Consider the following 17,792-nt stretch of genomic DNA (forward strand, 5'->3'; position numbering starts at 1 on the left):
AAGCCCTCGGCAAATAAGATGCTTACACTGTACGTCAAGGAATTTCTGAGTCTTATTAGTTTATCAAAAGATCCTGCGATAGCAAATAAAAAAAGGAAGATAGCCCTCTATTACAGTAAAGCAGCCCTTGACCTGCCGACTTGTAAGTAAAGCACCCCTCCCTCTTTTTTAGTTTTTATATTCCTTTATAAGACAGGCTATGTTTTTCCCCTTCAGTTTATGACTGATAAACGCTCACACAACAAATCCTGAAGCATAAAACTTCAGGATTTGTTTGAAAGCTTATTTAAATGATCAAAAAAGTTTGGATATGACACATGAATGGCGTCTGTCTGTCCGATCTCAACCGGCTCCTCTGTTAAACAGGAAGCTATGCCGAGCATCATTCCGATCCGATGATCACCATGACTGGATACTTTCGCGCCGCCTTTAAGAGTTTGTTTGCCGTATACCTTCATTCCGTCTTCAGTCGGTTCAATCTCAGCACCGAGCTTTCGAAGCTCTGAAACAACTGTGTCGATACGGTTCGTTTCTTTCACTTTAAGCTCTGCGGCATCCTTAATGACTGTTGTTCCTTCCGCCTGAGTCGCAAGAAGCGCAATAATAGGTATCTCATCAATCAAGCGCGGAATAATATCTCCGCCAATTTCAACCGCTTTAAGAGATGACGTTTCAATGATTAAATCTCCATAAGGCTCTGCGCTTTCGTCAACAGATGGTATGATTTCAAGCTTTGCCCCCATGTTTTGAAGCACGTCGATGACACCGGTGCGAGTCGGATTTAACCCCACGTTTTTCAGTACAATTCTGCTGTTTGGAATCATTGCGCCAGCTGCAAGGAAAAACGCGGCTGAAGAAATATCTCCTGGAACAAAAATATCTGCAGCCGTGAGCTGCTGGCCGCCTTTTATGGAAACGCTTGTCTTGTCCTCTGCCAGTTTCACTCCGAAAGCCGACAGCATCCGTTCAGTATGATCTCTGGATTTATGAGGCTCGGTGACAGTGGTAGTCCCCTCAGCCTGTAACCCGGCAAGCAGAACAGCTGATTTAATTTGCGCGCTGGCCACAGGTGATACATAGTCAATGCCTTTTAATGTACCGCCGCTTACTGACAGCGGTGTAAATTCTCCGCCGGCTCTGCCGTCAATTTTAGCGCCCATTTGTTTCAGAGGTTCTGTTACACGTTTCATTGGGCGTTTCGCAATGCTTTCATCCCCAGCTACCGCGCTGTAAAAAGGGCGGCCCGCAAGGATTCCGAGCATCAGACGAATCGTTGTGCCTGAATTACCGACGTCTAACAGACTTTCTGGTTCTCGCAGGGAATCCATCCCTTTCCCGTGAATGACTACATCACTGCCGTTTCGCTCAATTTGAACACCCATCTTACTAAAGCAATCGATGGTGCTCAGACAGTCTGCTCCCGGCAGAAAATTTTTAACAGTTGTTGTGCCTTTCGCAAGCGCGCCAAACATAACAGAGCGGTGAGAAATAGATTTATCACCGGGAATATGTATTTCGCCGTTTAACGCCTGCACCTTTTCTCTTTTCATTGTTTCCACCTCAATCAGCATAAAAAGTTTCGTATTCCGCGCGGGCTTCTATGCACTGTTCGGCCCGTTTGCGGTCATCATCGGATTGAAAACTGATCCTTAAAATCCCGTTAATATCTTCTCTCGTTTCAATAATGCGGATATTCGTTATACTGATGCGTTCCGCAGCAAGTATAGCCGTTATCTCGGAAATCACACCAGGATGATCCGGCACGTCTACGTATAAATCATAAAATGCCGGTATTGCGCCCTTCTGGCGGAGAGGCAGTCCGTCACGGTAGTCCTTTGCCGTTTTAAAATAATTGAATAGTTTTTCCGCATCTCCATGCTCTACATATGTCCGGATCGTTTCAATCTCACGAGTCCACTCATCAAAACGATCTAAAATCTTATCTTTATTATGTAACAGAATATCACGCCACATTGCAGGACTGCTTGATGCAATCCGGGTAATATCCCGAAAACCGCCGGCAGCAAACCGCTTCACAAGCGGATAAAGCTCTTCCGAGTGATGGGTCTGATGCACAAGACTGGCTGCAACAATATGCGGAAAATGACTGATCACGCTTGTTACGCCATCATGCTCTTCAGGCGACATTTCTACAAATTGGGCATTCGTCCCTTGCAGCAAATGTTTTAACTGATTGACCGCTTGTCTGTCCGTTTTACGGCCCGGGGTTAAAATATAAAAAGCATTTTCAAACAGAAATTCCTTTGCAGCGGCAACTCCTGATTTATGCGAGCCCGCCATCGGATGCCCTCCGACAAATTGGTAGCCGGCAGGCAGCACTTGATCGGCGTAATGAACCACTTTTTGCTTTGTGCTTCCTACGTCAGTAATCAAAAGCGGATGCTTAATTTCTGAATGGGCCAGCTCTTCAAGCATAAGCAGCGTTTGCGCAACAGGTGTTGCAATAATAACGGTTGCAGCTTTTTTCGCGCCGTCAATAAACGAATCAGCACTCTCGTCTATCACACCTAATTTTAAGGCAGCCACTACCTGCTCATCTGAGATATCGACCCCAATAATGCGTTTTTCCGGATGTTTTTTTTTGATGGCTAACGCAATAGAACCGCCTATCAATCCGAGACCGGCGAGCAATATTGTATCTTTGATTTGATTCATTCGTCATCACCTGGTTCATAGACTAAAGAGGTGATTCTTGACCACCTCTTATAAAATTTCAGCTAAAGTTGCGAGAATTTCCTCGTTTTGCTCTTTCGTGCCGATCGTAATCCGGAGTGAAGTCGGGAACCCTAATGCATTTCCTGATCGGACAATATAACCTTTTTGCAGCAATGCCTGAAACAATTCATCAGACGGGCGGTTAAAATCTATTAAAACAAAGTTTGTCTGTGAAGGGTAGCATTTTAATCCGTGTGTTTCCGCAAAATCATAATACTGCTGAAGGCCTGCTTGATTTTTCTCGATGCAAGAAGCGATAAATTCTTGATCGTCAAGCGCTGCAATCGCTGCAGCCTGGCCAAGACGGCTGGTGTTAAACGGCTCTCTTGCCGGCTCTATTTGGCGGATCAATTTTTCGTCAGCAATACCGTATCCGACTCTAAGCGCCGCCAGACCGTATGCCTTTGAAAACGTACGCAATATCATCAAGTTGGAATACGTATTCAAAAGCGGTATGCTTTCCGGGTAATCCTCAGCTGTTACATATTCATAATATGCTTCATCAAGAACAACGAGGACACGAGAAGGAACACGTTCCAGAAATGAAATCAATTCTCCTTCAGCTGTATAAGTGCCAGTCGGGTTGTTCGGGCTGCAAATCCAAACGACTTGAGTCTGTTCGTCAATCGCTTCAAGCATCGCGTCTAAATCATGAGAGCCGTCAGAACGAAGGGCAATTTCACGAACTTCAGCGCCTTCAATCACCGCATTATGCTTATATTGCGGAAAAGTCGGTGCTGCTGCAATCGTGTTTGTTTTGTCGTTTAAAAAAGCCCGGCATATAATTTGGATGATTTCATCTGAACCATTGCCGAAAATAAGTGATGTTTCGCTCACATTGAGGTGCTCACTGAGCCTTGTCCGCAAAGCTGCGCTATATCCATCGGGATAAAGCGCAAGCTGTTGAATTTCATGATGAAGTGCCTCTTTTGCAGCTTCCGAACAGCCGTACGGATTTTCGTTTGATGCAAGCTTCACGACTTTATCCAAGCCATATTCTGCTTTTACTGCTTCAATCGGTTTACCCGGCTGATAAGGCTTCAGTTGTTTTAAATGTTCTTTGATACGCAAATCCAGTCACCTCATTTTAAACTGTACAAACCGCCAAACGTCTTCGCGTAATCTTCAAACTCCTGCACTGCACGATCTCTCGTCTCAGTGCTGATGAGCCGATCCTTTAACTCTTCTATCTTTTTGACGAGCGCACTTCCCACTACGACACCGTCACAGATTTCATTCATCTTGACCACCTGCTCGCGGCTGGAAATACCAAACCCAACAGCAACCGGCACAGCGCTGAGATTCTTCACTGTCCGGATAAATGGATAAGCTGATGAATTGAACTCATTTCGGACACCGGTCACACCTAACGAAGATACACAGTAGACGAAGCCCTCGGCTTGTTCAATAATCGTTTTCAAACGGCTTTCGCTTGTCGGTGCAACTAAAGAAATATACGTTACCTCATGGGTTTTGCATTCCGCTTGAAGGCTGGCGCTCTCTTCTAAAGGCAGGTCCGGAACAAGCAGGCCGTCTATATGATTTTCCCGCAGTAAAGCGAAAAAGTATTCTTTGTTCAATTGTAACACAGGATTATAATACGTAAAGAGGATAATGGGAATATTGACATCATTTTTTTTCATTTCTCCGCCTAATTCAATCGCTTTTACAATATTCATCCCGTTCTCAAGCGCCCGTTTTGAAGCCCGCTGAATCACCGGACCGTCTGCCAGCGGATCTGAATATGCTACACCGATCTCAAGTGCCGTGGCACCCGCTTTTTGAAGAGACTTAGCCAGTTCGACTGAAACTTCCGGCAACGGATCACCCGCTGTAATAAACGGGATAAACAACTTTCCCGACTGCTGCAGGTCTACTTTAAACATGCGCTTTCACCTCATCTTCCAATACGTTCATTAATGTGTTGACATCCTTATCTCCTCTTCCTGATAAACAGACAAGGATAGTTTGATCCCGCCCCATCTCTTTTGCGATTTTAAATGCCTTCGCTAATGCATGAGCAGATTCGATCGCTGGTAAAATCCCTTCTTTTTCTGACAATAGTTTTAACGCATCTACTGCTTCTTCATCAGTTATGCTATCGTATGTGACACGGCCGCTTTTATGCAAATAAGCGTGCTCCGGACCAATTCCCGGATAGTCAAGTCCTGCTGAAATTGAATAAGGCTCAATAATTTGACCGTACTCGTCTTGAATGAGGTAAGTGAGTGAACCGTGAATCACACCGACAGTTCCTTTCGTAATGGTAGCGGCATGAAGCGGAGTGTCAATTCCTTTTCCTGCCGCTTCAGCACCGATCAGTTCAACATCTTCGTCTAAAAATGCCTGAAACATGCCTATCGCATTACTTCCGCCGCCTACGCAGGCAACGACTTTATCAGGCAGTGTTCCCTCAATGTCTTTCAGCTGATCCTTCGCTTCCTCTCCGATCATTTTTTGAAATTCCCGGACAATTTGCGGGTAAGGGTGCGGTCCGACAACCGATCCGATCATGTAAAAATGATCCTCACAATGCTGAACCCAATAGCGGATAGCCTCATTTGTCGCATCCTTCAGTGTCCCGTTTCCGCTTGTGACCGGCACAACCTCTGCTCCAAGAAGCTTCATTCGGAATACGTTCAGAGACTGGCGGGCGACATCCTCTTCACCCATAAATACAATGCAGGAAAAACCAAACTTTGCAGCAACTGTGGCGGCGGCTACTCCATGCTGTCCGGCACCTGTTTCTGCAATGATTTTCGTTTTGGCCATTTTTTTTGCAAGCAATGCCTGGCCTAAAGCATTGTTGATTTTATGGGAACCTGTATGGTTTAAATCTTCTCTTTTCAAATAAATTTTAGCGCCGCCTAAATGCTCTGTGACTCGATCGGCATATGTTAATGCGGTCGGCCTGCCGGAATATTCAGCTAACAGCTTATGATATTCTCCCCTAAAAACAGGATCATCCTTTATTTCCTTAAATGCTGTTTCAATTTCTTCTAACGGCTGCATAAGAGTTTCCGGAACAAATTTCCCGCCAAAATCGCCGTATCTGCCTATTTCATTCGGATATGGATACATATCGGTTCATCCTTTCTTCTAAGAGCCTAATCAGTTTGTCATCTTTTTGCCCGTTCTTTTCTATTCCGCTGGCAAGATCGACTCCGCCCGGTTTCCATTTCAATAAGTCTGCGATTGTGTCGGGATTCACACCGCCTGCGATGAAACACCGTTTCCCCGTTTGTTCAGCTTTCTGCTGATATTCAGGCACACACTCCCAAGCAAAAGCCACTCCAGTCCCGCCTCTTGCCCCTTTTACAGATGAGTCAATCACAAAACCGTCTACAGAACCGTTAAAGCGGTCCAAGTCCTGAATTGCTGTGCTGTTATGATGGAGCGCCCTCCATATTTCACAATTTGTCAGCAGACGGAGGACTTCAGCATCCTTTGGAGTCTCATCACCATGAAGCTGAATGACGTCAAGCTGCAAATCGCCTGCTATACGGGCAATCGTTCCCAGCGATTCATTCACAAAAACGCCTGCAATCTGTTTCCCGGTACGAACTTGGCTCAGCCACTTTCTCACATCTGCCGGAGATACTTTTCGTTTACTGTCAGCAAAAATAAAACCCAGATAATCTGCCTGTGAATCCGCTGCAAGCCGCAGGTCCTGCAGTGACCGTATACCGCAATACTTTAATGCCGGTTTTTTCACAACCTCACTCCCCATACAAAGCATGGATTGCTTTTTGCTGTGAATGCTGTCTCATCAATGACTCTCCGATTAGAACAGCTTGTGCTCCATGTTCTTTGACAAATGTTAAATGTTCTAAAGAACCAATGCCGCTTTCACTGACAAGCAAGCATTCTTTCGGAACTAGGGATGCAATCTGTTTCGTCTGTTCAAGCGAAGTTTCAAACGTTTTTAAGTTTCGATTATTAATACCGAGAATATCAGGGGTGAATACCTTCACTATTTGTTCCAGCGTCGTTTGATCATGAACCTCCACTAACACGTCCATTTCCTTTTCCCCTGCTTCGAGATACAACTCGTGAAGCTGTACAGGATCAAGCACCTCTCCGATTAACAATATGGCATCTGCTCCAATTCTCTTTGATTCCTCCACTTGAATAGAATCGATAATAAAATCTTTTCTCAGCACCGGAATCGAAACAGCACGCTTTATGTCTGATAAATAACTGTTTTTCCCTTGGAAAAACGGAAAGTCAGTTAAAACAGAAAGCGCGTCTGCATGCGCAGCTTCATAGTCTTTTGCAATCCGCTCCGGAACAAAATCTTCTTTAATGAGTCCTTTTGACGGCGACGCTTTTTTGACTTCGGCTATCAATCCGATAAAACGGTTCGGGTTAGCCAGCGCCTCTTTAAAAGACCGTTTTTCAAAAGGCTGCTCTTCTGGCAGGATGAGAGTTTTGACTTCTTCTTTTTTTTGATTGATTATGTTTTCAAGCATAGATCTCTCCCTCTTTCTGTTTCAGTCTATTGAGCTGCGCTGCGGCACCTCCGCTTGCAATTGTTTCTAACGCAAGCTCTGTTCCTTCTTTCAGTGTTTCAGCAATACCCGCCGTGTATATCGCAGCGCCGGCATTAAAGGCTGTAATATATAAAGCCGATTTGCTGCTTTTATTTTCAAAAATATTCTGAATCAGATGAGCGCTTTCTGTCGGTGACTGCACCTGTATATCTTCAAGTCTGCCATTTTTGAAGCCGAAGTCTTCGGGTGAAACAGTATATTCCCGGCGCTCTCCATCCTTTATTTCAATCACATCGGTCGGTGATGTAACCGAAAGCTCATCTAAACCGTCACGGCTTGCTGCGAATAGTACATGCTTCGGCTGGAACATTTCCAGTGCGCTTGCCATCAATCCCGCTTTTTCAGCAGAATAGACACCGATCACCTGACGCTTCGCCCGCAAAGGATTGCTGAGCGGTCCGAGCAGATTAAAAATCGTTCTGAATCCGAGCTCTTTTCTTGTACCCGCTACATGTTTCATGGACGAATGATAAAGCGGCGCAAAGAGAAATCCCATGTTATTTGTTTCAATGCTGATTCTGACTTCTTCAGGTGTGGTTTGGATTGGTATCCCAAGCTCTTCTAGAACATCGGCGCTTCCGCTTTTAGAGGATACGGAGCGATTGCCGTGCTTAGCAATTTTAGCTCCTGCTGCTGAAGCAACGATTGCCGATGCCGTTGAAATATTAAAGGTAGAGATGCCGTCACCGCCTGTACCGCATGTGTCAACCACATCATGAAGTCCGTCTACCGTAAGGGCATGTGTCCGCATGGCCTTCACAAAGCCCGCCAGCTCTTCTGCAGTTTCGCCCCGATGAGCCAGGATAGACAATATACCGCCCATTTCAGAAGGAGTCATTTCTGCTGTCATCATCATATTCATAAGCGCTTCCGCTTCAACAGCAGTAAGTGTCTTACCGTCAACGCACGTTTGCAGAAATTGGTTCATCGGCTTCATCCCCCTTGCTACGAAACATGTCTTCAGCAATATGAATGGTTTTCAGCAGTGCGCCCGCTTTGTTGCAGCTTTCTTCATATTCGGCTTCCGGCACAGAATCAGCAACAATACCTGCTCCAGCCTGTATGGATGCGACACCGTTTTTTACGCTCATGGTGCGGATCGTAATACAGGAGTCGATATTCCCGTCAAATCCGATGTAGGCGATGCAGCCGCCGTATGTCTCTCTCGGTGTCGGCTCCAATTCATTTAAAAGCTGCATGGCACGGATTTTTGGGGCCCCGGTTAAAGTTCCCGCAGGAAAAGCCGACATTAGCGCATCAACAGGGTGAACTCCCTCTTTCAACCTCCCTGTGACGACTGAAATGATGTGCATAACATGTGAAAATGAGACGATCTTTGTGAACTCCGGCACAGCAACCGATCCATACTCTGCCACTCTGCCGATATCGTTTCGAGCTAGATCAACGAGCATATAATGCTCCGCTTTTTCTTTTTCATCTTTCATCAGCTCAATTTTGAGTTTTTCATCTTCCTCTTTGTCTGCGCCTCTTTTTCTTGTTCCGGCAATCGGATGGATTTCCAAATGCCCGTCTTGAACGTGGATTAACCGTTCCGGAGAGCTGCCGACAATCTCTCTGTCCGGGAGTTTTATATAATACATATACGGCGAAGGATTGACGATTCGCAGCACTCTGTACAATTCGAAGGAATCTGCTGTTATCGGAATCTCAAATTTTTGTGACAGGACACCTTGAAAGATGTCACCTGCTTTTATATATTCTTTGATCTTTTCTACATCTGCCATAAACGCAGATTTTTCGTAATTTGAAGATACTGAATCGAAACCTGGTGTCTTATATGACTCAGATGAAAGAAACAGTTCTTTTATGTTTTTTTGATCCATCATCTTATCAATGAGGCCTTGTAGCTCTCGGTGATTTTTATTGAACACAGCAATTTTTTCAGCTTCAGTTTCTTGTCCATTCAATCTAGCATACTGAATAAAATGGACGTTTTTTGTTTCATGATCATAAGCAATTAATGTGCTGCAAACAAACAGCATACACTTTTCAAATTCCGTTTCCTTCCTGTGGCGAGGAACAGAAGGTTCAATCATCGGGATCATGTCATAGCTTAAATACCCGACAGCTCCGCCTACAAAGGGAATGGCAAGCTCTGGCGTTTTGATTTTGTATGCTGCATTCATCCAATCCAGAACCTCTTTTAATTCTTTTCCAGTGTAAAGGGATCGTCCATTCTCATCTTGAGCAGTAAAATCATTTTGCTGTTCTTTGATCGTTAGAAATGGCTGAAGGCCGATGAACGAATATCTGGACCAATTTGATGTGTCATCCTTGCTTTCAAGAAGGTAAGTGATCTTCCTGTCCAGCTGCTCGATCATTTGGATAGGTGTCAGTGTGTCAACTGTGAATGTCTCCACAATCGGTATGGTGCGGTAGGACATACTGTCCTCTAAAAATGCAGAAATGTTTGATTGGAAATTCATTGCTCTCACTCCTTTTGGCAAGGAGAATGAGAAGAAGGCATGAGAGGGAAAATCAAGATATAACAAAATAAACCCAAAAGAAAGGCTTCTTTTGGGTAGAATAAACATACATGTCTCAGCTCAACTACACTCATTCTCTGCTACCCTATTCTCTAACTCAACTCATTCACTAAGCTTTATACACACTCTTGTGTATTTCTAAGCTGTTCTAATCGTATTACAATTCATTATTTTTTGTCAATGATAAATCGGGTCTTAATACAACCGCTTTTTCTAAATAGACATGTCTGATTTGATTCTGAGGAACTTCAGTCTGAACAGTCATCATGACCCTTATACATTTTTTCAGACCGCCTGTAACATCCATTTCCTGCATACATGTCACCGGCACATACTGCCAGCCAGAAAGCTCACGGACAGCTTTTGCCGGGAAAACAGAGTGCAGGTCAGGCGTCGCCGATAGAAGCATTTGAACAACATCTTCCGGCTTTGTTTTGTTTTCTTCTATCATTTTTTCTAACAGCTGTTTGGTTTTTTGTAAAATATCTTCTTCAGTATCCTTTTCTACTGTAGTTGCTCCGCGAATTCCACGAATCATCATGATGTCTCCTCCATTCGCCATTTGTTCAGCCAGCTCTCAAGTTCATCTCTTGAAAACGTATGGTCGGCGACTTTTCCTAATTCTTTGAGAACGATGAATTGAATCATACCGCCGCGGGTTTTTTTATCATTCATCATACGGTCTAAAAGCACGGAAGTTGCCGTTTCTTTTTTAATGCGGCTTGGATAGCCTAGATTCTTAAGCCAGCTGACTAATCGATTTCTGTCCATTTCACAGCCGGCTTCCTGTTCACTTATATATAAAGCAAACTGCATACCGAGTGCTACCGCATCACCGTGGGTGATCTGTCCGTAGCCATACTCCGCCTCAACTGCGTGGCCTAACGTATGCCCAAAGTTAAGATAGGCTCTGATTCCTTCTTCCTTTTCATCCTGATGAACGACAGACGCTTTAATCGAAATACCTTTAAAAATCATGTCATTCAGCTGCTCACTGGTGATATCGTTCAATGAGTGAATGTCCAGCAGATCTTTCAGGAATTCTCTGTCATAAATAAAAGCATGCTTAATCACTTCTGCCATCCCGGACCGAAGCTCTTTTTCCGGTAGGGAACGGAGAAAGTCCGTATCGTAAAGCACGGCTTTGGGCTGATAAAATGCGCCGATCAGATTTTTTCCAAGCGGATGATTCACCGCTACTTTTCCTCCGACCGCGCTGTCATGCGCCAAAAGCGTTGTAGGCATTTGAATGAAATCAATGCCGCGCATAAAAGTGGCAGCCACAAATCCAGCAAGATCTCCTACAACACCGCCTCCAAAAGCGATGATGCATGAGGAGCGATCCATATGAAATCGAATCGCTTCACTCTGCAGCTTCGTGTACATATCCATTGATTTCGCCTGCTCTCCGCTCGGCACTGTCACTTTTTTCACAGGCCATTTTTCTTCCAGCAGGTGAAGCATTTCATCACCGTACAGGCGATCCACTTCTTCATCGGTAACAAGCATAATGCGTGTTAATGGCCTGTTTAGCGAGGTTAATAGTTCACAAGCCTTTTTTCTGATTCCTTGTCCGATAAATACAGGATACGAAGAGGAAGCGGTTTGAACATGCAGTGTTCTCATTAAAATTCCCTCGACAGTTTTCTCATATTCTCCACGTTTTCTCTAATGCGGTCAATTTGGTCTAAGCCGAATTGTTCAACAACAGCGTTAGCAATTTCCCATGCAACAGCAGCTTCCGCCACTACACTTGCTGCTGGCACTGCGCAGCTGTCTGAACGTTCAATACTGGCAGAAAATGGTTCTTTCGTTTCAATATCCACACTTTTCAGCGGTTTATATAATGTCGGAATCGGCTTCATGACTCCGCGGACAACGATTGGCATTCCTGTCGTCATGCCGCCTTCCAATCCGCCAAGTCTGTTCGTAGCACGCGTATATCCTTTTTCTTCGTCCCAAATGATCTCGTCATGAACCTCGCTTCCGTTTCTTCCGGCCGCTTCAAAACCGATGCCGAATTCCACACCTTTAAATGCATTAATAGACAGTACTGCCGCAGCAAGCTTGCTGTCCAGTTTACGGTCATAATGAACGTAGCTGCCCACGCCCACCGGCATTCCTTCAACAATCACTTCCACAATTCCGCCGATGGAATCTCCGTTTGCCTTCGCTTCGTCAATGGCATCCATCATTTTTTTGCCTGCTTCTTCATCGTAGCATCTGACCGGAGACTCTTCAGTCACACGCTTCAAGTCATCAATTGAAGTATAATCCGTTTTTTCAGCCTTAACTGCCCCAATCTGTAATACGTGGCCCGCTACCTTAATACCAAGCTCAGAAAGGATCTTTTTAGCGACAGCGCCTGCCGCCACTCTTACGGTCGTTTCACGAGCTGAAGAGCGCTCAAGCACATTTCTCATATCGCGGTGGTTATATTTAATCGCACCGTTTAAATCTGCGTGTCCCGGTCTCGGTCTGGAAATTTGGCGTTTCATTTCCTTTTCTTCTTCTTCAGTAATCGGAGCCGCACCCATAATTTTAGTCCAGTGTTTCCAATCGTTATTTTCTACGACAAGAGCGATTGGTGAACCGAGAGTGCGGGCATGGCGCACCCCGCTCATAATTTTCGCCTGATCCTTTTCGATCTGCATGCGGCGCCCGCGGCCATGGCCTTTCTGGCGTCTGCCAAGCTCAAAGTTGATATCTTCCTCAGTTATGTAAAGCCCCGCAGGCACACCTTCAATAATGGTTGTCAATTGGGGGCCGTGTGATTCACCGGCTGTTAAATATCTCATGACTTCTTCTCCCTTCATCGCATTAACGCTTTTAAGTAAAACTACTATAACATATTTTTCAGCAAAAAGTCAGTCTATCTTTTTTGATAAAAGAATGTATCCGCAGGAGAAAGGCCGAATTTCTCCGGATTGAAGATCTGCTCTGTGCTGCCGACAAAGAGAACCCCATTCTTTTTTAAGCTATGAGCCATTTTTAAGTACAGCTCTTCCTTTGCGTTTTCTGTAAAATAAATAAAAACATTGCGGCACACAATCAAATCAAAGTCTTGCTCGTAGCGATCCGCAAGCAGATTATGTTTTTGAAACCTAATGTTCTTCTTTATGCCATGTTTCACTTCATAGCTCTTATCAGCGTTTTGAGTAAAATAACGATCCTTCACAGAAGACGGCACTTCTTGCAAAGACCGCTCCTGATACACGCCTTTTTTCGCTTTTTCCAGTGCCTTATCATCTATATCAGTCGCCAAAATCTGATAGCCTGGGAGCCCTTTCTGCTGATCTAAAATCATTGCGAGCGTATAAGGCTCCTCCCCTGTAGAGCATGCCGCGCTCCATATTTTTAAAGGCTTTGAATGTTTGATTAAAGGCAAAATAGCTGTTTCAAGAACTTCCCATCTTTTGTAATTTCGATAAAATTCTGAAACATTAATCGTCATTCTGTCCAAAGTTTCATTTAAAAGCGCCTGATCCTTTTCTAGTGCCGCTGCAAAATCCTTAAAGCTTTGAAAACCTTTTTTCTCATAAAGAGATGTCAGCCTTCTCTTCATTTGCGCTTCTTTGTATAAAGTTAAATCAACTCCGGTTAATTGCTTCCATTTGGTTGTAAATACGCTGTATGTATCCATCTCTTCTCTCCCAGTCTCGCTGTCTTTTGTCCTAGTATAGCTTGTTTTATCAGGAAATTGTATTGTTTCAAATAAAAAAATCAGCTTTTCAGCTGATTTCAGATGATTGGTAAAGACAGTGGTGGATCCCCTGCCGTTTAGCCATATATTCAAGTCAATGTAAACCTTTACAAAAAAGCCGGAACCGGCGGAGTGCAGATGCCGGCTCTTCTCTCGGCTTTTTCAGCAATGATTAATAGATCCAGCCTGTCATGAGTTGTTGATATGATACTAACTCTTCATCCTTAAAGAAAATATTAATCTCACGCTCAGCGCTTTCCAGAGAATCAGAGCCGTGGATAATATTTTTTCCGACAAACATGCCGAAATCCCCGCGAATGGTGCCTGGCAATGCTTCTTTAGGGTTTGTTTTTCCAATCAGCTGCCTGGTCACTTCAACGACATTTTCGCCTTCCCACACCATCGCAAAAACTGGTCCGGAAGTAATAAACTCAACAAGTTCTCCAAAGAAAGGCTTCCCTTGATGTTCGGCATAGTGTTTCTCAGCCATTTGTTCAGTTACTCTCATCAGCTTTGCGCCAGCTAATTGTAAGCCCTTACGTTCGAATCTAGATAAAATTTCCCCGATCAGCTGCCGTTGGACACCGTCCGGTTTCACCATGATAAAAGTCTTTTCCATCACATTCTCCACCCCATCATATGTATGTATAGGCTTTCACATTGCACACCGAAATCGTAACATCTTTCACATAATTAATCAATCCGGGGCGGAGAAATTTCTTAATATCTACAAAAAATTAAAATTTTCTTTTGCCGATATATTTTGCGATGGCTGCAAGAGAAGAACGCGCACGCCCTCTCGGAAGCATGTTAAGTTTTTGGAAAGCTTTTTGCAGATACATCTCGCTCACTGCCATCGATGCTTCAATTGCATCTGTCTTTTTGATTTCTTCAATAATAGGCGCAAGCTGTTCTTGTGTCGTCTCGCTGTTAATTAATTTAAGCTGATTCTTTAAAGCTGGGTTTTTTAATGCATATAGGACAGGCAATGTAACATTTCCTTGAAGCAAATCGCCTCCAACCGGTTTACCCAGTTCTTCTTCAGTTGAAGTAAAATCAAGAATATCATCAATGATTTGATAAGACATGCCGACATAATATCCAAACCAGTAGAGCGCCTTATGAATCTTTTCTTCAGCTCCGGACGCAATAGCCCCCAGCTGGCAGCTGACAGCGATAAGAAGCGCCGTTTTTCTCTTTATGCGCCGCAGGTACGTTCTGAGATTCTGTTCCATGTTGTATTTGTCTTTGATTTGTTCAATCTCTCCAAGACACACTTCAACAATGGTCTGTGACAAGATCCGATGAGCTTTCGGTTCATTAATTCTCGTCATCATTTCAAGAGATCCGGCAAGCATATAATCGCCTGTATACATCGCAATTCGGTTATCCCATTTGGCTTTGATCGTCGGCTTTCCCCGGCGAAGCTCCGCATCGTCAATGACATCATCATGAACCAACGATGCCATATGAATCATTTCCAGAGTGACAGCGACATATTTAATCTTATTGATATCGTAATCGCCAAACATGCCGGAAAGCAGAACGAAGACAGGCCGAATCCGTTTGCCTCCTGCCTGCAATAGATGAAGACCCGCCTCGCTCAAAAGCGGATAATCGGAGCGTACGGTTTGTTCAAGCTCCCTTTCAATTACATCAATATCGTCATTTAAAAAAGAGTAGGCCATTTTAAATTTCATATCATTCACCCAAACATCTGTGTTTTCATTTCCATCCGATATGCGTGGCAGCAACTCCGCCAGTAAACGAATGATATTTGACATTTTTCAGACCCGCCTCTTCAAACAGGCCTGCCAGTTCCTTCATACCAGGGAATTCTCTGGCTGACTCTTGGAGCCACGAGTATTCTTTATAGCTTTTCGCAAACAGCTTCCCGAAAAACGGCATAATATACTTAAAGTACATAAAATAAGCCTGTCTAAATCCAAACATTTCAGGCTGTGAGGTTTCCAGGCATACTACTTGTCCGCCAGGCTTCACCACACGTCTCATTTCTTTCAGTACGGTCAAATAATCCGGCACATTACGCAGTCCGAAGCCAATTGTTACAAAATCAAATGTATTATCATCAAAAGGGAGCTCCATTGCATTTCCGTGCAGCAGTTCGATTTGACTGAAACCGCCGTCTTTTACTTTCTGTTTGCCGACGCTCAGCATGTTTTCGCTGAAATCCAAACCCTTTATTTCACCGGTTTTACCGGCTGCTTTTGCAAGAGCAATCGTCCAGTCAGCTGTTCCGCAGCAAACATCAAGAGCTTTGGCGCCTTCTTTTACACCCATGATGCGCATCGTTTTATCACGCCATTTTTTGTGCTGCTGAAAACTGATGACAGAGTTCATTTGGTCGTAGTTTTTATATATTTTTTCAAATACTCCGTGTACGCGCTGTTCTTTTGAGTCCTGCATAATGGTTACCCTTCTTCCACTTTCTGATGATAAGTTTGGTCTTGGCTGATTGTCTTCAGGCGGTTTAATAAAATTTGCTGAATAGGTGAGCTTAGAGGCAGAAGTGACTCAATGCTGTTCTTTGCTTTCTTAAAACACTCTTCCAGCATCTCTTCTTTTGTTTTCCCCAGCTGTATAACACTGCCGATCACATCTAAAAATGTATCATTTCCGGTCATAAGCCGCTTATATACAAAAAAATCACTCGATAGCTTCTTCCAGCGCGGGAGATTGAAATGTTCAGACACCCGATGGAATAGAGCTGATTCAACGATGCCGACACTTTCGAAAAAATGGTGTTCGTCCTTTACAGATCGGTCATACAGACGAATTTTATGTTCATTGATTTCTTTAATTGCTGTAGCGAGCGTTCTAATCATGTAGATATCCTTCATTTCAGATAGTAATGAATAGTACAGTCCGCTGAAATAATCGCCTGCAAGAACAGTCAATTGACGGTTCTTGTTTTCGTCTCGTTTTATGACTCTGGCTGTCGTTACTTCATCATGGGTATCAAGGGCGCTTTGTACAAGCATCGCTGTTACAATATAATTTTCTCTGTCATTGTTTTTTATGTCGGCTTCCTCAAATAATGCATGAAAAAGAAGAAGCTTATCCTCATCGATCTTAGGCGCAGAAATATGCTTCGCTAAATAAGGATGAGACAGCTTTTGTTTTATTTTCGTGTTCAGATTGGCTAAAGTTCCGTAGATGTCTTGCAAAAATATCACCCTTGTCCCCAAATTCACATTTATTTCTAAATCATATGTATGAGTTTTATTTTGTCATAAGATTACGCAGGTATCATTATAGCATAAAAAAAACAAATTGGCTGTATCCTCCCGCTGTTTGCGAGCATTTGCTTTAAAACAGCGGGGACAGCCAGCTTATTTTTTTTCGCTTTTCATTTCTCCGTATGCGGTTTGAATGAGCGCCTCTCCTCTGACTTTAATGGCAGAAGTATGCTCTGTAAACTGAGCAATGATCACTTCTCCCTTGTCGAGTTTTTCGGAATGGTGAAACTTTGTGTCCGTTCCCCTTGTCAGGCCGATCACATTCACTCCATCCTCAATTGCTTTAATGACGACAAAATCGCTTGAATGCTTTTCGTTCATTTATAGCACCCTCTATCTTTATTAGTCCTGGCGTTTAATATGTTCCAATACTTCTGAACGTGCAGCAGCATCATCTTTGAAAATGCCTCTGACAGCTGAAGTGACTGTTTTGGCGCCCGGCTTTCTTACGCCCCGCATTGTCATGCACATATGCTCTGCTTCAACAACAACCATTACGCCATGCGGATCAAGCGTTTCTACGATGCTTTCTGCAATTGTAGAAGTGATGCGCTCCTGAAGCTGCGGACGCTTTGCAACTGCCTCAACAGCACGCGCCAATTTGCTGAGCCCTGTGACTTTTCCGCCCCGCGGTATATATGCAACATGTGCTTTTCCGTAAAAAGGAACAAGGTGATGCTCACACATAGAATGAAACGCGATATCTTTTACTAGAACAAGCTCCTCATGGTCTTCACCGAAGATAGTCTGGAAATGTTCTTTTGGATCTTCATTCAAGCCGGAGAATACTTCGGCATACATCTTTGCGACTCGTTTCGGAGTATCAAGAAGCCCTTCTCTGTTTGGGTCCTCTCCGATCGCTTCTAAAATTTGACGAACAGCTTGTTCGATTTGTTCTTTATTAACTTCTTTCATGTTCTGTGTCCTCCACCAATGAATACATTTAATTTCGATTCTAGCACACATGCCCCGCTAAAAGCAAAGTGAATGCACACGCTCCTAAAAAAATGAAAAGCCCCTTAAGAAGGGGCTT

At 43.9% G+C, this 17,792-nt stretch carries 19 protein-coding genes; all 19 read right to left on the bottom strand.

The window, feature by feature from the left end; all coding sequences use genetic code 11:
- Positions 1 to 263: 263 nt before the first annotated feature.
- On the bottom strand, positions 264 to 1,550 hold the full coding sequence (gene aroA, locus NSS75_RS12095; protein ID WP_024121855.1) for a 3-phosphoshikimate 1-carboxyvinyltransferase: 1,287 nt from the start codon (positions 1,548 to 1,550) through the stop codon (positions 264 to 266).
- Positions 1,551 to 1,560: 10 nt separating this feature from the next.
- Positions 1,561 to 2,676 (bottom strand): prephenate dehydrogenase, encoded by a 1,116-nt coding sequence (locus tag NSS75_RS12100; protein WP_101864442.1) that lies wholly within the window; start codon positions 2,674 to 2,676, stop codon positions 1,561 to 1,563.
- Between the two features lie 48 nt (positions 2,677 to 2,724).
- Complete coding sequence (hisC, locus tag NSS75_RS12105; RefSeq protein WP_024121856.1) at positions 2,725 to 3,807, bottom strand: histidinol-phosphate transaminase; 1,083 nt, start codon at positions 3,805 to 3,807, stop codon at positions 2,725 to 2,727.
- A gap of 11 nt (positions 3,808 to 3,818) precedes the next feature.
- Positions 3,819 to 4,622: a tryptophan synthase subunit alpha gene (gene trpA / locus NSS75_RS12110; protein WP_339233222.1), complete on the bottom strand. Its 804-nt coding sequence runs from the start codon at positions 4,620 to 4,622 to the stop codon at positions 3,819 to 3,821.
- The gene (gene trpB, locus NSS75_RS12115; protein WP_339233223.1) at positions 4,615 to 5,817 is read right to left on the bottom strand and encodes a tryptophan synthase subunit beta; all 1,203 of its coding nucleotides are present in this window, start codon (positions 5,815 to 5,817) and stop codon (positions 4,615 to 4,617) included. Before trpB ends, trpA begins: the two co-directional genes overlap by 8 nt.
- Complete coding sequence (locus tag NSS75_RS12120; protein ID WP_339233225.1) at positions 5,798 to 6,451, bottom strand: phosphoribosylanthranilate isomerase; 654 nt, start codon at positions 6,449 to 6,451, stop codon at positions 5,798 to 5,800. Before NSS75_RS12120 ends, trpB begins: the two co-directional genes overlap by 20 nt.
- A 4-nt stretch (positions 6,452 to 6,455) precedes the next feature.
- Positions 6,456 to 7,208, bottom strand: a complete 753-nt coding sequence (trpC, locus tag NSS75_RS12125; RefSeq protein ID WP_103671760.1) for an indole-3-glycerol phosphate synthase TrpC — start codon at positions 7,206 to 7,208, stop codon at positions 6,456 to 6,458.
- A complete protein-coding gene (gene trpD, locus NSS75_RS12130; protein ID WP_185848872.1) occupies positions 7,201 to 8,217 on the bottom strand; it encodes an anthranilate phosphoribosyltransferase in 1,017 nt (338 codons plus the stop codon). The genes trpC and trpD overlap by 8 nt, the downstream gene beginning before the upstream one ends.
- Complete coding sequence (trpE, locus tag NSS75_RS12135; RefSeq protein WP_101860364.1) at positions 8,189 to 9,736, bottom strand: anthranilate synthase component I; 1,548 nt, start codon at positions 9,734 to 9,736, stop codon at positions 8,189 to 8,191. The genes trpD and trpE overlap by 29 nt, the downstream gene beginning before the upstream one ends.
- A 217-nt stretch (positions 9,737 to 9,953) precedes the next feature.
- Positions 9,954 to 10,337: a chorismate mutase gene (gene aroH, locus NSS75_RS12140; RefSeq protein WP_024121863.1), complete on the bottom strand. Its 384-nt coding sequence runs from the start codon at positions 10,335 to 10,337 to the stop codon at positions 9,954 to 9,956.
- Positions 10,334 to 11,422 carry a 3-dehydroquinate synthase gene (aroB, locus tag NSS75_RS12145; RefSeq protein ID WP_101860363.1) on the bottom strand — a complete coding sequence of 363 codons (1,089 nt, stop codon included), beginning with the start codon at positions 11,420 to 11,422 and terminating at the stop codon, positions 10,334 to 10,336. The genes aroH and aroB overlap by 4 nt, the downstream gene beginning before the upstream one ends.
- Positions 11,422 to 12,594 (bottom strand): chorismate synthase, encoded by a 1,173-nt coding sequence (gene aroC, locus NSS75_RS12150; protein WP_024121865.1) that lies wholly within the window; start codon positions 12,592 to 12,594, stop codon positions 11,422 to 11,424. The genes aroB and aroC overlap by 1 nt, the downstream gene beginning before the upstream one ends.
- Positions 12,595 to 12,668: 74 nt before the next feature.
- Positions 12,669 to 13,439, bottom strand: a complete 771-nt coding sequence (gene cheR / locus NSS75_RS12155; protein ID WP_095713301.1) for a protein-glutamate O-methyltransferase CheR — start codon at positions 13,437 to 13,439, stop codon at positions 12,669 to 12,671.
- Positions 13,440 to 13,671: 232 nt separating this feature from the next.
- Positions 13,672 to 14,121 (bottom strand): nucleoside-diphosphate kinase, encoded by a 450-nt coding sequence (ndk, locus tag NSS75_RS12160; protein ID WP_081638330.1) that lies wholly within the window; start codon positions 14,119 to 14,121, stop codon positions 13,672 to 13,674.
- Between the two features lie 115 nt (positions 14,122 to 14,236).
- Complete coding sequence (gene hepT / locus NSS75_RS12165; protein WP_339237630.1) at positions 14,237 to 15,199, bottom strand: heptaprenyl diphosphate synthase component II; 963 nt, start codon at positions 15,197 to 15,199, stop codon at positions 14,237 to 14,239.
- 25 nt (positions 15,200 to 15,224) lie between these two features.
- Positions 15,225 to 15,926 carry a demethylmenaquinone methyltransferase gene (gene menG / locus NSS75_RS12170; RefSeq protein ID WP_024121869.1) on the bottom strand — a complete coding sequence of 234 codons (702 nt, stop codon included), beginning with the start codon at positions 15,924 to 15,926 and terminating at the stop codon, positions 15,225 to 15,227.
- Between the two features lie 5 nt (positions 15,927 to 15,931).
- A complete protein-coding gene (gene hepS / locus NSS75_RS12175; RefSeq protein WP_024121870.1) occupies positions 15,932 to 16,687 on the bottom strand; it encodes a heptaprenyl diphosphate synthase component 1 in 756 nt (251 codons plus the stop codon).
- Positions 16,688 to 16,852: 165 nt separating this feature from the next.
- A complete protein-coding gene (gene mtrB / locus NSS75_RS12180; protein WP_024121871.1) occupies positions 16,853 to 17,080 on the bottom strand; it encodes a trp RNA-binding attenuation protein MtrB in 228 nt (75 codons plus the stop codon).
- A gap of 21 nt (positions 17,081 to 17,101) precedes the next feature.
- Entirely contained in the window at positions 17,102 to 17,674 is a 573-nt protein-coding gene (gene folE / locus NSS75_RS12185) for a GTP cyclohydrolase I FolE (protein WP_010334745.1), read from the bottom strand.
- Between the last annotated feature and the right edge of the window lie 118 nt (positions 17,675 to 17,792).

The sequence above is a fragment of the Bacillus sp. FSL K6-1012 genome (assembly GCF_037964915.1).
In the GTDB taxonomy this organism is placed as follows: Bacteria; Bacillota; Bacilli; order Bacillales; family Bacillaceae; genus Bacillus; species Bacillus halotolerans.